18 protein-coding genes and 5 pseudogenes are annotated in these 19,159 nt (G+C 62.1%); 8 read left to right on the top strand and 15 right to left on the bottom strand.

Annotation, left to right across the window (positions count from 1 at the left end):
* The first annotated feature begins 7 nt into the window (after positions 1 to 7).
* The 3 genes from G5B40_RS14905 (at position 8) to G5B40_RS14895 (ending at position 4,559) form a co-directional block, all read left to right on the top strand.
* Positions 8 to 1,048: a TAXI family TRAP transporter solute-binding subunit gene (locus tag G5B40_RS14905; protein ID WP_165100070.1), complete on the top strand. Its 1,041-nt coding sequence runs from the start codon at positions 8 to 10 to the stop codon at positions 1,046 to 1,048.
* A gap of 69 nt (positions 1,049 to 1,117) precedes the next feature.
* Positions 1,118 to 3,235 carry an acetate--CoA ligase family protein gene (locus G5B40_RS14900; RefSeq protein ID WP_165100067.1) on the top strand — a complete coding sequence of 706 codons (2,118 nt, stop codon included), beginning with the start codon at positions 1,118 to 1,120 and terminating at the stop codon, positions 3,233 to 3,235.
* Positions 3,236 to 3,281: 46 nt separating this feature from the next.
* Complete coding sequence (locus G5B40_RS14895; RefSeq protein ID WP_165100064.1) at positions 3,282 to 4,559, top strand: alkyl sulfatase dimerization domain-containing protein; 1,278 nt, start codon at positions 3,282 to 3,284, stop codon at positions 4,557 to 4,559.
* A 149-nt stretch (positions 4,560 to 4,708) separates the two neighbouring features.
* On the opposite strand, the pseudogene G5B40_RS14890 reads toward G5B40_RS14895, so the two are convergent.
* The 6 genes and pseudogenes from G5B40_RS14890 to G5B40_RS14870 form a co-directional block, all read right to left on the bottom strand.
* A pseudogene (locus G5B40_RS14890) lies at positions 4,709 to 5,023 on the bottom strand (integrase core domain-containing protein); the annotation flags it as partial.
* Positions 4,966 to 5,736 (bottom strand): annotated as a pseudogene (locus G5B40_RS14885) (GTP-binding protein); the annotation flags it as partial. The pseudogenes G5B40_RS14885 and G5B40_RS14890, both read right to left, overlap by 58 nt.
* Entirely contained in the window at positions 5,733 to 5,849 is a 117-nt protein-coding gene (locus G5B40_RS21280; protein WP_246209555.1) for a hypothetical protein, read from the bottom strand. The gene G5B40_RS21280 and the pseudogene G5B40_RS14885, both read right to left, overlap by 4 nt.
* Positions 5,850 to 5,976: 127 nt before the next feature.
* Positions 5,977 to 6,450: pseudogene (locus tag G5B40_RS21275) on the bottom strand (CobW family GTP-binding protein); the annotation flags it as partial.
* 23 nt (positions 6,451 to 6,473) lie between these two features.
* A complete protein-coding gene (locus tag G5B40_RS14875; RefSeq protein ID WP_165093519.1) occupies positions 6,474 to 6,725 on the bottom strand; it encodes a hypothetical protein in 252 nt (83 codons plus the stop codon).
* Between the two features lie 118 nt (positions 6,726 to 6,843).
* On the bottom strand, positions 6,844 to 7,836 hold the full coding sequence (locus G5B40_RS14870) for a zinc ABC transporter substrate-binding protein (protein WP_165100061.1): 993 nt from the start codon (positions 7,834 to 7,836) through the stop codon (positions 6,844 to 6,846).
* Between the two features lie 56 nt (positions 7,837 to 7,892).
* Here G5B40_RS14870 and G5B40_RS14865 point away from each other — a divergent pair, with 56 nt between their 5' ends.
* The 4 genes and pseudogenes from G5B40_RS14865 to G5B40_RS14850 form a co-directional block, all read left to right on the top strand.
* On the top strand, positions 7,893 to 8,423 hold the full coding sequence (locus tag G5B40_RS14865; protein ID WP_165100059.1) for a Fur family transcriptional regulator: 531 nt from the start codon (positions 7,893 to 7,895) through the stop codon (positions 8,421 to 8,423).
* Positions 8,420 to 9,154 carry a metal ABC transporter ATP-binding protein gene (locus G5B40_RS14860; protein WP_165100056.1) on the top strand — a complete coding sequence of 245 codons (735 nt, stop codon included), beginning with the start codon at positions 8,420 to 8,422 and terminating at the stop codon, positions 9,152 to 9,154. Before G5B40_RS14865 ends, G5B40_RS14860 begins: the two co-directional genes overlap by 4 nt.
* Positions 9,154 to 9,948 (top strand): metal ABC transporter permease, encoded by a 795-nt coding sequence (locus tag G5B40_RS14855; protein ID WP_165100053.1) that lies wholly within the window; start codon positions 9,154 to 9,156, stop codon positions 9,946 to 9,948. Before G5B40_RS14860 ends, G5B40_RS14855 begins: the two co-directional genes overlap by 1 nt.
* A 723-nt stretch (positions 9,949 to 10,671) precedes the next feature.
* A pseudogene (locus G5B40_RS14850) lies at positions 10,672 to 11,121 on the top strand (integrase core domain-containing protein); the annotation flags it as partial.
* A 394-nt stretch (positions 11,122 to 11,515) separates the two neighbouring features.
* Here the strand turns inward: G5B40_RS14850 and G5B40_RS14845 are convergent.
* Genes G5B40_RS14845 through G5B40_RS14835 form a run of 3 tightly spaced genes read right to left on the bottom strand, consistent with a single transcriptional unit; the run spans position 11,516 to position 13,348 of the window.
* Positions 11,516 to 12,067: an ureidoglycolate lyase gene (locus tag G5B40_RS14845; protein WP_165100050.1), complete on the bottom strand. Its 552-nt coding sequence runs from the start codon at positions 12,065 to 12,067 to the stop codon at positions 11,516 to 11,518.
* Positions 12,060 to 12,602, bottom strand: a complete 543-nt coding sequence (locus tag G5B40_RS14840) for a LysR substrate-binding domain-containing protein (RefSeq protein ID WP_165100047.1) — start codon at positions 12,600 to 12,602, stop codon at positions 12,060 to 12,062. The genes G5B40_RS14845 and G5B40_RS14840 overlap by 8 nt, the downstream gene beginning before the upstream one ends.
* A gap of 38 nt (positions 12,603 to 12,640) precedes the next feature.
* A complete protein-coding gene (locus G5B40_RS14835) occupies positions 12,641 to 13,348 on the bottom strand; it encodes an IS6 family transposase (protein WP_165100044.1) in 708 nt (235 codons plus the stop codon).
* Between the two features lie 92 nt (positions 13,349 to 13,440).
* Between G5B40_RS14835 and G5B40_RS14830 the strand changes: the two are divergent.
* A pseudogene (locus G5B40_RS14830) lies at positions 13,441 to 13,746 on the top strand (transposase); the annotation flags it as partial.
* A gap of 127 nt (positions 13,747 to 13,873) precedes the next feature.
* On the opposite strand, the gene G5B40_RS14825 reads toward G5B40_RS14830, so the two are convergent.
* The 6 genes from G5B40_RS14825 to G5B40_RS14800 all read right to left on the bottom strand — a co-directional run bounded on the left by G5B40_RS14825 (position 13,874) and on the right by G5B40_RS14800 (position 18,852).
* Positions 13,874 to 14,392, bottom strand: a complete 519-nt coding sequence (locus tag G5B40_RS14825) for a hypothetical protein (RefSeq protein WP_165100042.1) — start codon at positions 14,390 to 14,392, stop codon at positions 13,874 to 13,876.
* A gap of 1,204 nt (positions 14,393 to 15,596) precedes the next feature.
* Positions 15,597 to 16,520 (bottom strand): transglutaminase family protein, encoded by a 924-nt coding sequence (locus tag G5B40_RS14820; protein WP_165100039.1) that lies wholly within the window; start codon positions 16,518 to 16,520, stop codon positions 15,597 to 15,599.
* A 259-nt stretch (positions 16,521 to 16,779) separates the two neighbouring features.
* On the bottom strand, positions 16,780 to 17,313 hold the full coding sequence (locus G5B40_RS14815; RefSeq protein WP_165100036.1) for a hypothetical protein: 534 nt from the start codon (positions 17,311 to 17,313) through the stop codon (positions 16,780 to 16,782).
* A 76-nt stretch (positions 17,314 to 17,389) separates the two neighbouring features.
* Positions 17,390 to 17,527, bottom strand: coding sequence for a hypothetical protein (locus G5B40_RS14810; RefSeq protein ID WP_165100033.1), 138 nt, complete (start codon positions 17,525 to 17,527; stop codon positions 17,390 to 17,392).
* Between the two features lie 132 nt (positions 17,528 to 17,659).
* The gene (locus G5B40_RS14805) at positions 17,660 to 18,466 is read right to left on the bottom strand and encodes a transglutaminase-like domain-containing protein (RefSeq protein WP_165103724.1); all 807 of its coding nucleotides are present in this window, start codon (positions 18,464 to 18,466) and stop codon (positions 17,660 to 17,662) included.
* 104 nt (positions 18,467 to 18,570) lie between these two features.
* On the bottom strand, positions 18,571 to 18,852 hold the full coding sequence (locus G5B40_RS14800; protein WP_165100031.1) for a hypothetical protein: 282 nt from the start codon (positions 18,850 to 18,852) through the stop codon (positions 18,571 to 18,573).
* Between the last annotated feature and the right edge of the window lie 307 nt (positions 18,853 to 19,159).

Genomic DNA, 19,159 nt, shown 5'->3' with positions numbered 1-19,159 from the left:
GAAAGACATGACGAAATTCCGAAGTCTGAAAGGAACGCTCGCCGCCGCGCTCGCGGCTGTGGCCGTCTTCGGCGCTGCGGGCGCCGGCGCGCAGGAGAAGACCCATCTCAAGATGGACACGCTCGCGCCGGGCTCCTCGGCATATGTGTTCGCCGTCGCGGTCACGAATGTCGTCCAGAAGCATCTTCCCTACGAGATTCAGGTCTCCTCCGGGAAGTCGGCGGTCCGAATGGCGATTGACGCCGCGAAAGGACAGGTCGATCTCTACCTCGCCTCCATGGCCGTCAACCAGTTCATGGAAAACGGCGAGGCGATGTTCAAGAACTCGCCGGAGGCGCCGGAGCTTTTCGCCAAACTCCGCGGGATCATCAACTATCCTATCGGCGCCTATTACATGGTGACCTACGCCGACTCGGGCATCGAGACGCTGAAGGATATCAAAGGCAAGCGCGTATTCCTCGGCCCGCCCAAGGGCGCCGCTCGCGTGGTGACGGGCCAGATCGTCAAAGGCGTCGCCGGCTATGAGCCGGGCGTCGATTTCGAAGAGGCGAAGCTCGACTGGAACTCAGCGCAGCAGGCGTTCCAAGATGGGCAGCTCGACGTTTACATGGGTCTGACTTCGATCCCCAGTCCGCAGATCGAGCAGTTCGCGACATCGCGAAAGCTGCGCCTCCTCGGCATTCCAGCCGCAGCGCTGGAGAGCGATGACGTGATGAAGGCGCTCAACCCGCCGGGCCGCACCATCGAGTCGATCCCGCCGGAAATCTATGGCGACCGTCTGGTCAACACCGCGCCCGTCGCGACCGTCGGCTCCCAGGCGGGGCTCGCGACGCATATCGGTGTCGACGAGGAAGTCGTGTACCAGTTGACGAAGGCGATTTTCGAGAACCTCGATGAGTTCCACGCCAACGCCGCCTGGCTCTCCCAGATCACGCCAGAGACGGTCTTCACTTCGATGAACTTCCCGCTTCACGCCGGCGCCTACCGGTATTTCCACGAGATCGGCCTTGAAGTTCCCGAAGAGCTGATCCCGCCCGAAGCGCAGTAGCTTAGTCACGCCCCGGCCGCCTGTCGCGGCCGGGGCGGCAAACGGAAACTCCCGCAGAAGGGCTCGCGCGTGATTGATCTCAAATCCCTTGCGCCGCTTTTTCGTCCGGCCTCAATCGCCATCGTCGGCGCTTCCGACAACCCCGCAAAGATCGGTGGGTTGCCGATCCGCTACCTGAAGGCGGCGGGCTTTTCCGGTGCGATCCATCCAGTCAATCCGGCGCGCGAGACGGTCCAGGGGCTGACGGCCTGGCCGCGCCTCGCCGACATTCCGGGCGATGTCGATCTCGTCGTCATCGCGGTCCCCGCGCGGGACGTGCGCGGCGTGCTTCTCAAAGCCGCGGAAAAGGGCGTGAAGGGCGCGATTATCTTTTCCGCAGGTTTCGCTGAACTTGGCGCGAGTGGCGCGGTGGAGCAGGCCGAGCTCGCCGCAATCGGGCGCGGCGCGGGCATTCGTATGCTCGGCCCGAACTGCTCCGGCTTCGCGAATTTCTCCAATGGCGCCTGGGTCACGTTTGCGCCGCTTCTCGGCGAGGGGCAGGCGCGGCCCGGCAATGTCGGTATGGTCAGCCAGAGCGGCGCCTTCGCAAATTTCGGCTACCGCGTCGGGCGCGACAGGGGCGTCGCCTTTAGCCAGTGGATCACGACCGGCAACGCGATCGACGTGGATGTGGCGGATGGTGTGGCCTTCCTCGCCGACGATCCGCAGACCAAGGCGATCCTGTTTTATATGGAGGGTTGCGCCGACGGACGGAAATTCGCCGACGCGCTCGCCTTCGCCCGATCCAAGAAAAAGCCGGTGATCGGAGTGAAGGTCGGCGCGACCGGCGCTGGCGCCGCCGCGGTCGGCTCGCACACCGCCTCGCTTGCAGGAGCGGACCACGTCTTCGACGCCGTGATGCGCCAGCACGGCGTCTATCGCGCCCGGACGGTCGAGGAGCTATTCGACATCGGCTATGCCGCCGCCAACGGCGCGGCGCCCGTCAACGACAAGGTGGCGATCGCCTCGATCTCCGGCGGGGTTGGGGTGCTGCTCGCCGACGCCGCCGCCTCCTGCGGGCTTGACGTCGCGCCCATGCCGGCCGCCGCGCAGGATACGATCCGTGGAATAATTCCCTTCGCCGGAGCGACGAACCCGGTGGACGTGACGGCGCAGGTCATCAACGATCTCGACCTGCTGGAGAAATGCCTCGACGTGATCCTGCAGCAGGGGGAATACGGGACCGTGGCGTGCTTCATGGGCTATCTCGGGCTTTCCGAGGAATACAGTCCCCGCATCCTGCCGCTTCTGAACGCGATCCGCGCGCGCCGCCCTGACAGCACGGTCGTTTTCTCCACGCTCTTTCGGCCCGAGATCCGCGCGCAGCTCGTCGCCGAGGGCCATCTCTTCTTTGAGGAGCCGACCCACGCCATTCGCGCAGTATCTGCGCTTCGCGGCTTCGCTGACTCATTCTCCCGTCAGGCTGAAGCCGCGCCGCAGTTGGAGAAACCGGCGCCCGCGCTGGCCGGGGCAGAAGGCGCCTTGAACGAGTTCGACTCGCTCAGCCTTTTGCGCGAGGCGGGCGTCCCGGCGGTCGCGCCGCTTCGCGTTCGCTTTGAAGAGGAGGCGCGGCGCGCCTTCCGCGCGCTCGCGAAGGACAGGCCGGGTCCCGTCGTCCTGAAGATTCTTTCCTCCGATCTGATGCACAAATCCGACGTTGGCGGCGTCGCGCTCGGCCTCGAGACCGAGGACGCGGCGGCCGAAGCTTTCGCAAGGATCACGTCACTGGTCGCCGAAAACGCACCCGACGCGCGAACGGAAGGCTGCTTGCTCGCGCCGATGATGTGGGGCGGCGTCGAGACGATCCTCGGTGTCGCGCGCGACCCGATCTTCGGCCCGGTGGTGATGTTCGGGCTCGGCGGCGTCTTCGCCGAGACTCTGAAGGATGTGACCTTTCGGGTCGCGCCATTCGGTGAAGAGGAAGCGGCTCGAATGATCGGAGAGATCCGCGCCTCCGCGGTGCTGGGCGGCGTCAGGGGCGCGCCAGCAGTGGATCGGGCTGCGCTGGCGCGCGCGCTATCCACGCTCTCGCGCTTCGCGGCGGCCAACGCGGACCGGATTGAGAGCGTCGACGTCAACCCGTTCCTGGTTCGCCCCGAGGGGGCGGTGGCGCTGGATGCAGTAGTGACGGCGCGGGCCAGAGAATGATGAAGATCGGCGCGAAGCGCGCGACTGTGAGCAGAAAGGCATTGGTATGACACTGGACGTGCTGAACGGCGCCCGCGACGTGATGGAAGGCCGCATCCGCATCAACGACTGGTTCCGCGGCGTTCCGGACTGCATCCGCCTCGACGTGGCGTCGGACGCCGTGACGATCGTCTGCCGCGGACTTTCCGGCAACGTAACCGCGATCAGGACGGCCGAGGGATTGGTGGTCTGCGACACCGGCGCCATCGACACCTGCGGAAAAGTGCTCGCCGCGATACGGGAATGGGAGCCGAATGCGCCGGTCAAGGCTGTCGTCTACACCCACGGCCATTTCGACCATGTCGCCGGCATGCCGCTCTACGACCGGGATGCGGAGACGCGGGGTGCGCCGCGGCCGGTGCTGATCGCGCATGAGAACGTTCCCCGACGGTTCGAGCGCTATCGGCGAACCGGCCCCTTCAACGAGAAGATCAACATCCGCCAGTATTCCCGCCCCGGCTTTCGCTGGCCGACCGAATTCCGCGCGCCGGACGTTCTGGTGCGCGGGGAGGGCCGGATCGACGGCGTCGCCGAGACGTTCGAACTCTATCACGGCAAGGGCGAAACGGACGATCACATGTGGCTCTGGGCGCCGAGCCGTTCACTGGTCGTCGCGGGCGATTTCTACACCTGGGCTGCGCCCAACGCCGGCAACCCGCAAAAGGCCCAGCGCTACATCATCGAGTGGGCGGAAACGCTCCGCGCCATAGTGGAGCGAAGCCCGGAGGTCCTCGTTCCCGGTCATGGCCCGGTGATCTTCGGTCGTGACGCGATCCGGACAATCCTCACCGATGTCGCCGAATGGCTGGAATCGCTGCACACGCAATCGCTTGAGTTGATGAACAGCGGGATGCGGCTTGGCGAAATCCCACACCACGTGGCGCCGCCCGCGCGTTTCGCCGACCTGCCATGGATCCAGAACAATTACGACGATCCGGAATTCGTCGTGCGCGCTATTTGTCGTCTCTATGGCGGTTGGTGGGATGGCGACCCGGCGCGGCTGAAACCGGCGCCCGATGCCGAACTCGCTGAAGAAATCGCGCATGCCGCTGGCGGCGCGGCCAAACTGGCCGACCGCGCCGAGAGCCTCGCCAAAGAGGGGCGCATGCGCCTTGCCTGCCACTTCGCCGAGTTTGCGGCCATGGCGGCGCCAGACGATAGGGCGGTGCAGTCGGTCAGAGCGCGACTCTACCGGGCGCGAGTTGAGGAAGAACGCGGCCAGATGGCGAAAGGCGTCTTTCGCGATGCGGCACAGGATGCTGAACGACAAGCGGCCAGACGCTGACGCCGGCTTCGGCGGCTTGCCGGAACAGGTGGGAATTCAACCTGTAGGTCGCGTCACAATCGCTCAGGCCAACCGTACTGTCCACGAAAGAGGTGGCTCTGTTTGTCTGTACAGTTGCCGGGCGTTTTCTAAGTGGATTTCCGCCTTGATTACGCTGCAGCCGCTTCCAGCTTCGGCAGGTTGAAATAAGCCTGATCGGAGGTTTTCCCGTCAAGCGATGAATGCGGGCGACGGCTGTTGTGGAAGCCCAGATAGCGGCCGATGGAGGCGCGAGCTTCTGAGACGGTGGCGTAGGTGCGCAAATAGACCTCCTCGTATTTGATGGTCCGCCAGAGGCGCTCGACGAAGACTTTGTCGCGCCAGGCGCCTTTGCCATCCATGCTGATCTTGATCTCTCGCGCCGCCAGTACCTTGATGAAGTCGGTGGACGTGAACTGACTGCTCTTATCAGGGTTGGATATCTCGGATGCTCATGCGCCTTATCGAAATCGAAAAGGCCGGTGTCGAGGATCCCGCCGACCGCGACATCGGAATGATTGGCCTCGATGATCCGGCCGTCGGCGTTCAGGCTGCGGATGATCTTGCGCGCGGCGTCGGTGCGCTCGGGGCCTGCATCGGCGACCTTGTTCAGGATCACCACGTCGGCAAACTCGATCTGCTCGACCAGCAGGTTCACGAGCGTGCGCTCGTCCTCTTCGCCCAGAGTCTCGCCCCGGTCCCGCAGGAAATCATGGCTGGAATAATCGTTCAGCAGGTTCACCGCGTCGACCACCGTCACCATCGTATCGAGGCGGGAAACGTCCGACAGGCTCTCGCCCGCCTCATCGCGGAAATCGAAGGTCGCGGCGACCGGCAGCGGCTCGGAGATGCCGGTCGACTCGATCAGCAGATAGTCGAAGCACTTGTCTTCGGCCAGCTTGCGCACCTCTTGCGGAAGGTCGTCGCGCAGGGTGCAGCAGATGCAGCCGTTCGACATCTCCACCAGCGTCTCGTCGGTCCGGGAAAGCTCGGTGTCGGCGCGGACGAGGTCCGCGTCGATGTTCACCTCGGACATGTCGTTGACAATCACGGCCACGCGCCGCCCTTCGCGGTTGTTCAGCACACGATTGAGTAGCGTCGTCTTGCCTGCGCCCAGGAAGCCGGACAGGACAGTGACGGGAAGGCGGGTGTCGGTCATGGCGCGAATACCTCATTGTGAATCTCGTCGGCCGCCTCGCGCGGCAAGCGCCCGCGCAGCATGTCGAGGCTGCGCTGAAGCGCGGGACGGGAGATGTCGCGGGCGATGACCACGATGCGTGAGCGGCGCTCGTCGCCCGGCCAGTCGCGGAGCGGCGCCGGCGGGTCCCCGAACGGCGTGCACGATGCGAACGCCGGGGTTGATCGCCCTGAGACGCTCTTCGAACATCACCACTTGCTCGGGCGTCACGAGGTCGGTCTTGCTCAGCACGATCAGATCGGCCATCGCCGCCTGCGACACCGCCTCGAGCTGCGCATTGAGCGTAGCAGGTCCGTTCGCGGCGTCGGCCACGGTGACAACGCCGTCCATGCGCGTCGCGCGGGCGAGGAAGGGATCCGCCACCAGCGTCTGAAGGATCGGCCCCGGGTCGGCCAGCCCGGTGGTTTCGATCACCACACGCTCGAAGGAAAGCTCGCCCGCGTCCCGCCGCGTGAGCAGGCTGGCCACGGTGCGCGCAATATCCCCGCGCACCGAGCAGCACAGACAGCCCGACTGCATCAGCACAACCTCTTCGCTGATCGCCTCGATCAGGTCGTGGTCTAATCCCGCGTCACCGAATTCGTTGACGATTACGACGATTCGACCAGACGACGCGTCCGAAAGGATCGCATTGAGCAATGTCGTCTTGCCGGCGCCCAGAAAGCCGGTGACCATCGTGATGGGAAGACGCGAATCACTCATGCATCCCCCACAAGATTTGCCGAGACCTCGCCCAGCAAGTCCCCGGAGCGGTCCGATCCCGATTTGTTCGCCGGCGCGAACAGGGCGTTCTCGTTCGCCGGCGGCGCATCGCCGGGTGCGTTCCATTCTTCGTGACGACACGTCTGCGCGCCGTGCGCGAAGACAGCCAAGTGATCGTGGGGCCCGTGGAAAGGGTCTCGGCTCTGCGCCAGATACCGTGCATGGGCGGAACCGGAGAGAAGGTTCATGGCTCGGCGCTCTCGCTCATGGCGAGGGAAGCAGCGGGATCGTAAAGCCGCGCCGGCGCCGCGCCGTATCGCGCATGGCGTCCGACATGGCGATCGAAAGCTTCACAGAATTTTGGCATCAGAGGCACCCCGCGAGCGATGTCGCAAGGTTGCGCAGAAGCTGCGGGTAGAGCTCCGGACCGGGGTCGAGGTCCGAACCCAGCGGGTCGAGCACGGCGGTCTTAGCCTCTGTGCCTTCGATGACAGCCGCCACCAATCCCGGATTGAACTGCGGCTCGGCCAACACGCAATCCACACCTTCCGAAGCGACGCGGCCTCGGATCTCGGCGATACGAGCCGGACTCGGGTCGCTGGCGTCGGAAAGCGAAATCGCGCCAGACGCCGGGAATTCGAAGTCCATCTCGAAATACTGGTAGGCGTCATGGAAGACGATGAACTTGCCGCCCCGCACGGGGTCGAGGATAGCGTTCACTTCGGCCGTTACTGTAGTGAGTTCGTCGCGGGCCGCGGCGGCGTTGGCGAAATAGACGCCGGCATTCTCGGGATCGGCGGCGGAGAGCCGCGCCGCGATCAAGTTGAGCCAGGTCGCGGCGTTCCGGAGCGACAGCCAGGCGTGCGGGTCGTGCGCACCATGGGCATGAGCATGGTCGTGGTGATCCCCCTCGGCCTCGGCGTGTTCCTCGTGGTCGTGGTCGTGGCCCTCGCCTTCGTCATGTTCGTCGTGATCCGTATCGCCGTGGTCATGCGCCTCGAACAAGGCGCCCTCGCGGAACTCGAGCAGGAACGTGCCGTCCGACTCCAGGATCTCCACGACCTCGGCGTCGGCCGCCAGTGTCTCGACCGCGCCAGCCATCCACGGCGTCAGATCCTCGCCAAGCCAGAACACAATGTCTGCGCTCTGCAGGGCTTCCGCCTCAGAAGGACGCAGGCTGTATTCATGGGGCGAAGAGCCGGACTGGACAATCAGCGAGGGAGCGCCGAGGCCATCCATGACGCGAGCCACCAGCGAATGCAACGGCGCGATATCGACTGCAGCGCGCGGGACCTCCGCCATGGCCGTCCCCGCGAGAAGCGTCGCGGCTAGCGAGAGTGGAATGAGATTTCTGGACATGGGCGCCTCTTCGTGATTGTATAACATTACAGGTCAGATACAGGACATGAGATAACATGACAAGTCGCGCATCGCCGGACATGGCGCCGACAGGTCCAGCGGCGTCCGAGCCGGTAGGTTTCGGCACGCATGATCATGGCAATTGCGTCACGACCGCCATCGCTGCGGCAGAGGCGCATTGCGCCACCGAAGACTTGCGCTTCACTCCGGTGCGTCGGGCGGCGCTCGAAGTCCTGCTGCGAGAGCACCGCGCCATGGGCGCCTACGAGCTACTGGGCAGGTTGAGCGACGCAGGCTTCGGCGCGCAGCCGCCAGTGGCGTATCGCGCGCTGGATTTTCTCGTGTCGAACGGCTTTGTACACAAGATCGAACGGCTCAACGCCTTCATCGCCTGCGCCCATCCCGGCGCGAGCCATTCCCCGGCCTTCATGATATGCCGCCTGTGCGAGGCCGTCGCCGAGGCGCATTCCGCCCCGGCCCGCGGCGCCTTGGGCGAGGCAGCCCGAGCCGCAGGCTTCCGGATCGAACGCACCGTGGTCGAGGCGCTCGGCGTCTGCCCCTCCTGCGCCAAGAAGGCCGGCGCATGAGCCTTGTTGACGTCAAACACCTGAGCGTCCGCTACGGCGCGACCGAAGTTTTAAGCGATGTGAGCATGACCATCGAGCCGGGCGAGATTGTCACAATCGTTGGCCCGAACGGGTCCGGAAAAACCACGTTGCTGCGTGCGATCGTCGGCGCCATCCCGGCGGCGACGGGCCGGATCGTTTCGTCGCCGGGCCTCGTCATCGGCTATGTTCCGCAACGGCTTCATGTGGACCCGACCCTACCGATCACCGTTGGGCGTTTTCTGCGTTTGCCGGGCGGCGCCGCGCAGGCCGACATGGCCGCCGCCCTGGAGCGCGCAGGCGTGCCTGACCTTGCGAACCGGCAGATGTCGCAACTCTCCGGCGGACAACTGCAGCGGGTTCTCCTCGCCCGCGCCCTCGTGGTGAAGCCGGCCCTCCTGCTTCTTGACGAGCCGACGGCGGGTCTCGACCAGCCCGGCTCCGCCGCGTTTTATGCCCTGACTGAGGAGATTCGCCGCGAGACAGGCTGCGCGATCCTGATGATCAGCCACGAATTGCACGTCGTCATGGCGACTTCGGACCGCGTGATCTGCCTCAACCGCCATGTCTGCTGCCATGGCACGCCGGAGCATGTGTCCTCGGCGCCGGAATATCGCGCGCTCTTCGGCACCGGCACCGGGGGTGCGCTCGCGCTCTACCGGCACGAGCACGACCACTCTCACAACACTACGGCGTCGGAGGCGGCAGAGTGATGCTGGATGATTTCATGACCCGCGCCGCACTGGCCGGCGTCGGCGTGGCCTTCGCCGCGGCGCCCCTCGGCAGTTTCGTCGTCTGGCGGCGGATGGCCTATTTTGGCGACGCGACAGCGCATGCGGCGATCTTGGGCGTCGCCCTTGCTCTGGCGTTGCACGTGTCGGTCTTCGCCGGCGCCGTCGCCATGGCGCTCGCCATGGCGCTCACCGTCTCCGCGCTCAGCGGTCGAGGCTATGCGATGGACACGCTCCTCGGCGTGCTGGCGCATTCGGCGCTGGCCTTCGGCCTCGTCGCGGTGTCATTCTTGTCCGGCGTCAGGATCGATCTCATGGCGTATCTTTTCGGCGACATCCTCGCCGTGTCGCGCGGCGATCTCGCCGTGATCTGGAGCGGCGCGGCGCTAGTGATAGCGCTGATCGGCTGGCGCTGGTCCGCCCTTCTCACCGCGACGCTGAATGAAGAGTTGGCGTATGCGTGCGGTATCGACCCGAGGCGCGAACGGCTGGTCCTGACACTCTCGCTCGCGATCACGGTGGCGGTTGCAATCAAGGTCGTGGGTGTTCTGCTGATCGCAGCCATGCTGATCATCCCCGCGGCCGCCGCGCGCCCACTGTCGCGCACGCCTGAGAGCATGGCGGTTATCGCGGCGGGCATCGGAGCGGCCTCTGCGGTGATCGGCCTGTGTGCCGCCTATTTGTTCGACACGCCGGCCGGGCCGTCCGTCGTCTGCGTTGCGGCGGTGAGTTTCGCCTGCACGAGCCTGCTTCGGGCGTTTCGGTCAGGCGCCTAAACATGCCAATCCCGCGACAATCGCGAAGGGAAATCCGCCTCCACGACGGTCGTGTAGCTACCGTGGAATCTATGCCATGCGGCTCTGCCGCGTGCCGCAGGCTCTCTCCAAACAAGCGCAGGGCCAATCGAAGCGAAGGCCGAGAGATGCGGTTTGATGACAGTCGCGTTAGAAGCCGGCAATGACCGACTCCGAAGTCTCTAGCACAGAATCCAAAAAATGCTTTAAATCAACGATTTCCAGGCTCTGCACCGAAATGGCGCAGGCGACAGGCGGGGAATATCGGCGAGGCGAGACCGCTTCCGCGCCACCTGACGCTTGAGCCAGTGCTCGCCGCCTCTTGCCACGTTATCGTGGCGGATTGAACGGGGGCAATGGGCTTGTCCGGCTCTGCCTCTGAACACTGGGCGCTACGAGGAAGTTGCTAGGCAGCAACAGACAACCGGCAGGGGTTGCGAAAGTGTCGGCTCATGAGCACCGCCGCACCCGGTCCCGTATCACGGCGTAGTCTCTGAGCATCTCCGCGATCGCCGACCCTTCCGGCGGCAGAGCCATTTCCTCGGCCGTCCGTGCCTGAAACTCCCTACTGTACTCGACCACAGGCGGACATGCCCCTATCCCACCGCCGTCTGAATATACCGTCGGGCAGCCGCTCAGCCAGATCGTCACGAGACCGAGGGCGACGCGCCGCCGCCTTGAGCATCCGTCGTTGTTCATAATGGCTTCGCCAAGCTCTACGAGCGCAAGACGCCAATCACCGCGGCGGACCTGCTGAACGACCGCGTCGTGCCGTTCTTCGACGACCAGGAGGTGAAGCTCTGCCGGATGCTGACCGACCGGGGGACGGAATATTGCGGCAACCCGGAGCGGCACGAATACGAGCTCTACCTGGCGGTGGAGGACATCGACCACTCGCGGACGAAAACCAGGAGCCCGCAAACCAACGGCATCGTCGAGCGGTTCCACAAGACAGTCCTGGACGAGTTCTACCGGGTGGCGTTCCGAAAAAAGATCTACCGCGAGGTCGACGAACTGCAGGTCGATCTCGACGCCTGGATCAGGACCTACAACGAAGAGCGCGAGCATCAGGGACGATGGTGCTTCGGCAAAACGCCGATGCAGACCTTTCTTGACGCAGCGCCAATAGCGAAGGAGAAAATGATCGCCGCCTGATCACAGGTCGACAGGTGGAACCCGACCGACATCCGGACGCCAAATGTCCGATAAAGTCTAAACTTCTACAGTTCAGCGTCCGGCGCGGCTCGGAGGTATCGCTCCCAGCCGTCGGCGTCACCAGAACCTGGCGGCCAAGCAGGCCGTTCACCGGCGTGTTCGTCAGCGGTCATATGCACCGCGCGCACAGGTCGGACAAATGACCGCAACCTGCTTCGATCCACGTCACTCAAGAAAACTCTTGCAAAACAGGAGCCGTCCACAAATGACAACACCAAACGACCGATCCGTCCGCCCCCGCCCCGTGCAGCTGGAACACGTTTCTTGCCGAATAGACGCCGAGGATGATAACTAATCCCGTGGATGCGGGCAGTTGCACAGCGCAGTATGGAGGCTAAACCGCCCCCAACTCGGGTCCGATCTCGATGCGAAACGTCGTTTTCTCCGTTGAGAAGTCGTGCACGTCAGTCAGGCGCGGTTTCGGGCCTCCACGACGTTCAGCTTCCAGCTCGGCCTGGGTGGCGGCTGTCGTCACCAAGGCATGCACGGCGCTGCCACCGATGGGGAACCGGTTGAGTGCGTGCCAAACAGATCGGTGCAGGAGGATGCCCTGATGCTGCCCCACCAGGAAGGCTCGGACGGACGCGGCTGCGGGTGCGTCCTCTCCCGTCTTGGGCGCGACAACCATGACCATCGGGCGGCCTCTCAGCGGGAGGAAACACTGGCTGACCTGGTGATGGCGCTCGATCCGGTCGAAGGTCATGGGAATTTCGTCGAACTCGATGACCATGAGTTCCGTGGCGCTTTCAGCCTCGTATCCCGTACGCCAGGAGCGCAGGCCTGGATTCTGGAAGACCGGTTCCGCATCCTGAAGATCCAGGATCTCGCCAAACGGGGCAAAGGATTCCGCGTCGATTCGTTCCGCCACCACCGTACGCTCATTCATCTTGTATCTCCCTGGCTAGAAAGTCCGACATGTCTAGGGGTGCTCTCATGTGTGGACGGCTCCGTTTGTGCAAGGGTTGATTTGAACTGATCTTGATCGTCGCGGGTTGCCCCATGAGCCAGTCTTTCACGACCGCGACGACGGTTGGGTTTCTTGGTTCGCGGGGGGCGACGACATAATATCCTTCCGTGACCTGGATCGAAAAGGAAAAGGGTTGGCAAAGACGGCTCGCTTCAAGATCCGCGGCAACGAATTCCCGGTTGGTCAGTGCAACGCCCTGACGCGCGATCGCGGCGTCGATGGCGAGCGACGTCTGGCTGAAATTCATCGTTCGGATATCGGGGATTTGCTCGTCTGGCAGGGCCTTTTCCAGGAACAGCGGCCAGTGGCCGTGGGTGTCCTCCAGCAGAACGTGATGCCGCAGATCCTGCGGTGAGGTGATCGGACGACTGCCCGTCGCCAGATCGGGATGGCAGATGGCGATCAGATCCGACGCGAACAGGGGGTCCGCGACCAGCCCGGTCCTGTCAGACAAAACGCACAAGTCTCCGTTTGGCGAGGTCTCGCGAAGCTTCAGGCTGCGCCGAGCCAACGCCACTCGGCGAGCGCGACGGCCCGGTTCTCCTTGAAGTCGTCTCGTCGGTAGATGTGGCGCTCCAGATTGAAATGATTGTGGATCGAGGAGTGGACGGCGGCGAAGGTCTGCAAGGTGCGCATTCGCCGGAAGCGGAGCATCGCCCGCTCTCGTCGTCGGAAGGGCTGGTGGGAATTCTCGATTCGGTTGTTCAGCCAGCGGCCCGTCAACTGCATGCCCTCTGCGCCGAGAGTCCTGAGCGCGGCCCGATAGGAGGGAAGGCGGTCGGTGACAATTTCCGCCGGCCGTCCGTAGCGCTTCATCAGTTTTCTGAGCAGTTTCAATGCGGCGCGCTTGTCTCGGCGCTTGGTCACTACGGCCTCCAGCACCTCACCTTCGTGATCGACGGCGCGCCAGAGATAGCGGCGCTCACCGTTCACCTTCACGAAGACCTCGTCGAGATGCCACCGCCAGTTGGAAAACGCGCGCATCCGGTCTGCGCGCTTGCGACGGATCTCGGCGGCGAACATCGGGCCGAACCTGATCCACCAGAATCGGATCGTCTCGTGGCTCACGTCGATCCCACGCTCGTGGAGGAGGTCCTCGACGTTCCGCAACGATAACGGAAACCGGACGTACATCATCACGGCCAAGCGGATGATGGCCGGGCTGGTTTTGAAGTATCGGAAGGGGCTGCGCGCGCTCATCCGAGGAGGCTACGAGCCGGGCCTCCCGTGCTCAAGCCGGTTTTGTCTGACAGAGCCGCTGCGGGAGATGCCGATGGCGGGTTTGATCGGTCATCCGCAGACGCTGGCCGTGGCTGCGCCACGTCTTCGCAGACGGCGGCTATGCCGGGAAGAAACTGCGCCGCGCCCTGACCGGGTTCGGCGACTGGCGCATCGAGATCATCAAGCGATCTGATCGCGCCGAAGGGTTCGAGATCATTCCAAGGCGATGGGTTGTCGAGCGCACCTTCGCATGGCTTGGAAGATGCCGCCGTCTCGCCAAGGACTGGGAGCGATCCATCGCCTCGTCCGAGGCGTGGGCGAACGTCGCGCATATCCGACTGCTCACCAGACGCCTCGCAAGGTATTGTTATGTTTGACCGAGTTTCGAGCCAGGCTCTCAGATTCTGACTTAAGCCTTTAGTGAACCAAGCAGCCCCACGACCTAGTGCATTTCAGCTTAGTCCGCCAAATAACGAATTTCGAGATGATGGCGACTATCAAATACTACTTGCAATTGTTCACCGTAAGCCCTGACAAACAAGGGCATAGGTCATTTCTATTGAACAAATGCGCCTGCCTCTTTCTAACACGATGCATGTATTTATTGTTTAGGGCGCTAACTTCCTTACCGAACGCATCAAGATCTGAAAAGATTTCTGGCAGCTCGTCGGTTATGGATCGCACAATTTCTAGAGCTTTTGACAGGCAGTCGACCAAGTCCTTCGCTCCAGAAAAATCATGCCTGCCAAGTGAAATCTCTCGCGTCAAATGACGTGTGCCCCACGCGTCCACGCGGGAAGCTGCATGCGTTGTCGTCGCAAAAAGGTCACCAACGTTTGGGTGTAAGAATTCACATAGAACATCATACGCAACACGGCTCCCCGGAACTCGCTTTCCTAGTTTATCAACATGGTTCAGTATTTGACTGGCGGAAAGGTCCATGAATTTTTCTTTTGGCTCATAGCTAAGCTCTCGGGCCTTGGCAGTCGTAAAGTCGGAACTTGCCAGCTTTTTCCAATCCATTCGTGTTCCGTACAGGCTTTTTCCTATGAGTTCTGCAATGCTAGTCTCGTAGAAAACTTCATGAAATCCCTTTTATTTCGCTTTGTCTCGCCAGGGGCCAGAAAGTTTGGACCTAACGGTCTCCGCGAGCGATGCCCTCTCAATCAACCCCCGAAGCAACGAAAAAGAAACAATGGCTGAACCCTCGTCAATTGATGATATCGCTCCTTTGGCATGCTCGTAGCAAGCCAACCGAGATACATTAAGGAATCCATTTATCTGCTGTGCGTAAAGGGATTGATTATAGATCGAGGCGCGGATTGCGCCGTTCGAATGTCCCGATGGAGCGCCATGTTTCCCAGAGCCAAACCAGTCTGCCATGCTATTTGCCACCGGGACAGCTTGAGCTTGGCTTACCATCCGAAATGCATAGCTGCGCCGAGTTGAAGTGTATGCGGCTTCGGAAAATGCCTCGAGAGAGGCTCGAACGCACTTCCAATTCAAGGAGACAGAATTATCGTCCATTCGGCTTAAGCTCCCTTAGCAACACCTTTTCAGGCTACTTCATGAGTCGCGGATTCACCACGTTCGTGCACAGCTACGGCGATCATTTTGTTGAGGCACTCCCTGGTGGCGAGGGGCTTCCGATTCCAGCGTAAAGCCCCACCATCGCTCCGTGTCGTGCTGTCCCCAGGGCGACTTACTATGCGGAAGCCGCAAATCGCATCGGAGGCGGGAAAGTGGGCAGATGTGTCAGTTCGACTGAGGTCTTCCTTCGGGTAGGAAAAGGGGACGCGAACTCACCCAAGAAATCCGCCTGTTTACGCTTGCATCCCGAGCAACACGCCTACCGCGTGTTCCGTCTACGTTACCATCGATATCGTTCGGAACTCGCGTCCGGGTTTTGGCGGGGCTCGACGACAGACCATTGAAAGATAACAGGAAAACGGGACCGAACCGGAACCGACGAGGTTCGCCCAAACTGAGACAGAGGGCCAGTCTGAGCCAAACTAAAGCCTCGCGGCGCGTCTAAGAGGTTCGGTCGGTTCCCGCAAACCCCTTTGACAACACGGAAAAATCCGTACCCGTCAGGGCGGTATCACTGGTTCGCAATGGGGATAATGGCGGAGGGGATGGGCCTGACGTCCAACCTTCTCCAGTTGTTAAGTAATTGATATTGAGTGGATTAAATCAGCTAGCGCATGCCAGCCCCACCGTGACGCCGTCAGCCCAACGTTATGTCCGCCCCGCCTCTTTGGGCTAGGATCGAGTTGTATTGAGCCGAAGCACTCTCCACTCTGACCAGTACCTCCATCGAAAGCAGATCGACGTTCGTTCCAAGGAACGTACCTGCCACCGGCGTGACCTGCGTGATGTTCCGGGCCACGGCAAGCGGCACCAAGTTTCCGGACCCAACGCTCCGGTTTGTTGGATCGAAGGCTATCCAACCGGCACCGGGGATAAATATTTCGACCCAGGCATGTGTAGTTCCTGAACCCGCCGACCCAACGAGGCCTATTTCGGGATCGGACAGATAGCCAGAGACGATGCGGGCCCCCAGGCCAAGACGGCGGACTGCCTCTGCAAGCAGGACAGCGAAATCGCGGCAAGAGCCCGATCCCCTGTCGAGTGTCTCGATCGGCGACTGGGTGCCTTCGTCGTCGCGGCTCTGGTAGGAAATCTGCGTGAACACGCCATTGCTGATGTCCTTCAGCAGAGACAGCGTGTCGGTCGAGCGTGCCATGACAAAGCCCTCGATCCATCTGGCAAGGCGGCCATCGACGTCATCGTATTGCGGCACCGTCAACGCACCCAGGTCCGTCCATTCGTCGGCGGCGTAGACAAAGGGGTACTGGGCGGCCGAGGCAGCGATGGCAAAGACCGGCCAGTCGGGCGCGGTCAGTTCCACGGTGGCGCGACTTTCGATCACCAGATGATCTGTCGAACCGTCAAAGATTGCGGTGGCGATCGCGTTGCCGGCCACATCATGCGCCCAGGTTACGGTCGCCGTCGGGGTAATGGAGATCTCGTGGGAGAAGAGACGCAATTCCCGCGTTTCGCGGGGACGTAGCATCAACCTGTGCGGTCCGAGAGAGACCGCCTGACGGTACCGGTAGGTTGTGGTGTGAACGATGTCGAGGCAGGCCAAAATGGGCGTCCAGTGTGGTTCGAGGAAGACAGCACGCACGCCGATGCGGGTCAGCGGCGACGCGATGACCCGGAGCTATCGGGCACGGCGTTTCGCCAGGCGTTCAATCCCTTGCAGCGCCGACAGATCCGTTCTCCAAAGCCTTCACTCCAGAAAACAACATCGCATCTCAGACAAGGACGCTCTCGAGGTACGTCGCCAAAGGCCCTTCCGCGGGCGATGTCCGAAAATGCTACGTCGACCGAGGTTTTGTTCGTGATCATGTCAAATTCGCGCTGACTTTCGTGCGCATAGCCGACGTCCCTGTCGGTCGTGGAGGCATGCCCTCGTTTTCAGCAGCATGGATTGACGCCATGTCACGTGCACCTAGACGCGCCGGGTTCCGGTTTAGGACATCCCTGTCAGACTGGGGCGTTCGGTGCGCCGAATAGAGATGCCGCATTTGTGCTGCAGAGACCCCGTCGGCCTCCATCACGAGGCGCACCATCGGATCAGCCAGCATTTCCTCAAGGAAGAAGTCGGACAACGCTCTGCCTGTCAGCTTGTCCCTGGCGCGGGCATAGTCCAGATCGGCAAGGGAAACGGTCAGAGACCGCGCAAGCCCCGGATGCGATGTCCGGGGATGAAGTTTCACCAGGACGGAGGCTTTCCAGGGTCCGGGATCCTGTTGATCCGGGGGTGAAACCAATTCCGTACCGATCTCGTACTCTCCCGCCGGAAGCGTCTCGTTGAAGCCCGGAACGGTGAACGGGCGGGAAAAAACCGCAACGGTCTTGCTCGTCAGTTCTTCCATTGGCGTGATCCTTTCCCTTGGTGCTGCGGGTGGCCCGCACCCCGGTTTCGAACTGGGGGCGTGGCCTTTGTACGCCTCAAGACGCCTTGGGTTTCGCGGGCGCTTCCGTGCCAGCGGTCTTGGGCTCGTTCTTCTTGGCAGGGGTCTTCGCGGTCTCCGTCGGCTTCGGCTTCAATGCGGCCGCAGCCCTGGCGGTCAGGTCCTTGAAGGACATGTCATCAATCCTTTGATTGGCCGGCGCCAACTCCTCATCCATGACGGACCGGGATGTTTGACATCGGTACTTCATATATGGGGATTGGCGACGTGATTTACGACGGTGTATCGAAAAGGAGGCCAAGATCATTCAGGCCAGTTCATCCGTCCAGACCTTGAATTCCGTTAACGTATTTTCACCGAATGTCTGGGTCAGCGGTACATCGGCGGCATCGCGCCCGCGTGCAATCAGAATTCTCGCGAACCTCGGCTTATTGTTCCGCGGGTCGAACATGTGCCATTCGCCAGAGAGAAAGACCTCCATCCACGCGGCGAAGTCCCCCGGCGGATGAGGGAGAGGTTCACCGATGTCGCTCAGATATCCTGTGCAGTAGCGTGCAGGAATGTTCATGCAGCGACACAAAGCGATGGCAAGATGGGCAAAGTCGCGGCAGACGCCCTGTTGCTCGGCCATTGCCTGCGATGCGGTGCGCGTCGCTTTCGCCTGCATGTAGTCGAAGCGGACATGTCCGTGCACGAAATCGCAGATCGCTTGAACGCGGGACCAACCGGGTTGCGTGGTCTCGAAAAGACGCCAAGCTTCCTCCGAAAGAAGATCGGTATCGCAATACCGGCTCCCCTGCAAGAACATGAGAGTATCGGATGGCAGATCCTGAACCGCGTGCTGTTGCGCGTCGGGAAAGACGGGATCGGGCCGGCCCGTGTCACGGAAAATGCCATCCGTCGACAGGCAGAAGTCGCCCGCCGAAGCCAGGAGGCGCGTACACCAGTTGCCGAAGCTGTCCCGATAGCTTTCGAGCGGCACGCTCGGCGACGTTACGAGATAGTCGGCGCGCTCCAGATCGCCAAAGCGCGAGTAGTGGACGTTCAGCAGCGCGATCAGCGGCGCCGGCTGGGGGAAGCTGTATCGCAGACGACACCCTATGCTGACCCGCATGCCAGACGCGCGGCCGCGCTTTGTCATGTCACGATCACCGTCCAAGAATGCACGCCCCGTCGGAGAGCCGGAAGTCCCGGTAGACTGCGGCCGTTTTCAGGATTCTAGAAATCGTCAAGTTCTGGAACCTTCCCAATCCTTACGAGGAAGCTCGGTTCGCCAACTTCTCCACTGGCTGGATCTTCCGTCACCATGTAGGCGTCCGCGCCTGCGCAATCCTCTGATTGAGCCTCTCGTTCGGCCCTGTTTCGTGCTTCTGAAGCTGTGGAATATTCAAGTTGCTTGGCAATTTTCAGGCCAGTCTGCCCGTTGCGTCCAGCTTTCATTCCAACATAAGTCTGGCAGATATAGTGGATTTTTTCTGGGGATCGCTCTGCGTTTGTCATGGATGGTTCCTTGTGATCGGCAGGGACGTCTGGAAGTTCTGGGAGCAGCCTTGGCCGGTTTCCGCCCGATTGAAGTGACCATTGCCCGACGGAGCACATCACGCAAACATAGCCGCCGAAGTTCAACTACCGGGTCGAAGCGGCTTTCGAGTGACGCGATTTAGACGCGGCTGAATTTTTGGTTACAGGTGGCGTGTTTGCTTCTCTTTCAAGGCGAGCATTGCGCAGTCGGGAATTCTTGGCGTCACGTGGACACCCGCATCAACGCCGGTGTTCGCGGTTAGGTTCGGATGATTGGCGTCGCCGT

The sequence above is a fragment of the Pikeienuella piscinae genome (assembly GCF_011044155.1).
GTDB classification, from domain to species: Bacteria; Pseudomonadota; Alphaproteobacteria; order Rhodobacterales; family Rhodobacteraceae; genus Pikeienuella; species Pikeienuella piscinae.
This window is presented reverse-complemented; position numbering and strand designations above follow the sequence as displayed.

Excerpts from the sequence above, each read along its gene's own strand:
- G5B40_RS14905 (WP_165100070.1), top strand. The coding sequence starts at position 8 with ATGACGAAATTCCGAAGTCTGAAAGGAACGCTCGCCGCCGCGCTCGCG.
- G5B40_RS14895 (WP_165100064.1), top strand. The coding sequence starts at position 3,282 with ATGACACTGGACGTGCTGAACGGCGCCCGCGACGTGATGGAAGGCCGC.
- G5B40_RS14875 (WP_165093519.1), bottom strand. The coding sequence starts at position 6,725 with ATGAACCTTCTCTCCGGTTCCGCCCATGCACGGTATCTGGCGCAGAGC.
- G5B40_RS14870 (WP_165100061.1), bottom strand. The coding sequence starts at position 7,836 with ATGTCCAGAAATCTCATTCCACTCTCGCTAGCCGCGACGCTTCTCGCG.
- G5B40_RS14865 (WP_165100059.1), top strand. The coding sequence starts at position 7,893 with ATGACAAGTCGCGCATCGCCGGACATGGCGCCGACAGGTCCAGCGGCG.
- G5B40_RS14860 (WP_165100056.1), top strand. The coding sequence starts at position 8,420 with ATGAGCCTTGTTGACGTCAAACACCTGAGCGTCCGCTACGGCGCGACC.
- G5B40_RS14855 (WP_165100053.1), top strand. The coding sequence starts at position 9,154 with ATGCTGGATGATTTCATGACCCGCGCCGCACTGGCCGGCGTCGGCGTG.
- G5B40_RS14845 (WP_165100050.1), bottom strand. The coding sequence starts at position 12,067 with ATGAATGAGCGTACGGTGGTGGCGGAACGAATCGACGCGGAATCCTTT.
- G5B40_RS14835 (WP_165100044.1), bottom strand. The coding sequence starts at position 13,348 with ATGAGCGCGCGCAGCCCCTTCCGATACTTCAAAACCAGCCCGGCCATC.
- G5B40_RS14825 (WP_165100042.1), bottom strand. The coding sequence starts at position 14,392 with ATGGATTGGAAAAAGCTGGCAAGTTCCGACTTTACGACTGCCAAGGCC.
- G5B40_RS14815 (WP_165100036.1), bottom strand. The coding sequence starts at position 17,313 with ATGGAAGAACTGACGAGCAAGACCGTTGCGGTTTTTTCCCGCCCGTTC.
- G5B40_RS14810 (WP_165100033.1), bottom strand. The coding sequence starts at position 17,527 with ATGTCCTTCAAGGACCTGACCGCCAGGGCTGCGGCCGCATTGAAGCCG.
- G5B40_RS14805 (WP_165103724.1), bottom strand. The coding sequence starts at position 18,466 with ATGCGGGTCAGCATAGGGTGTCGTCTGCGATACAGCTTCCCCCAGCCG.
- G5B40_RS14800 (WP_165100031.1), bottom strand. The coding sequence starts at position 18,852 with ATGACAAACGCAGAGCGATCCCCAGAAAAAATCCACTATATCTGCCAG.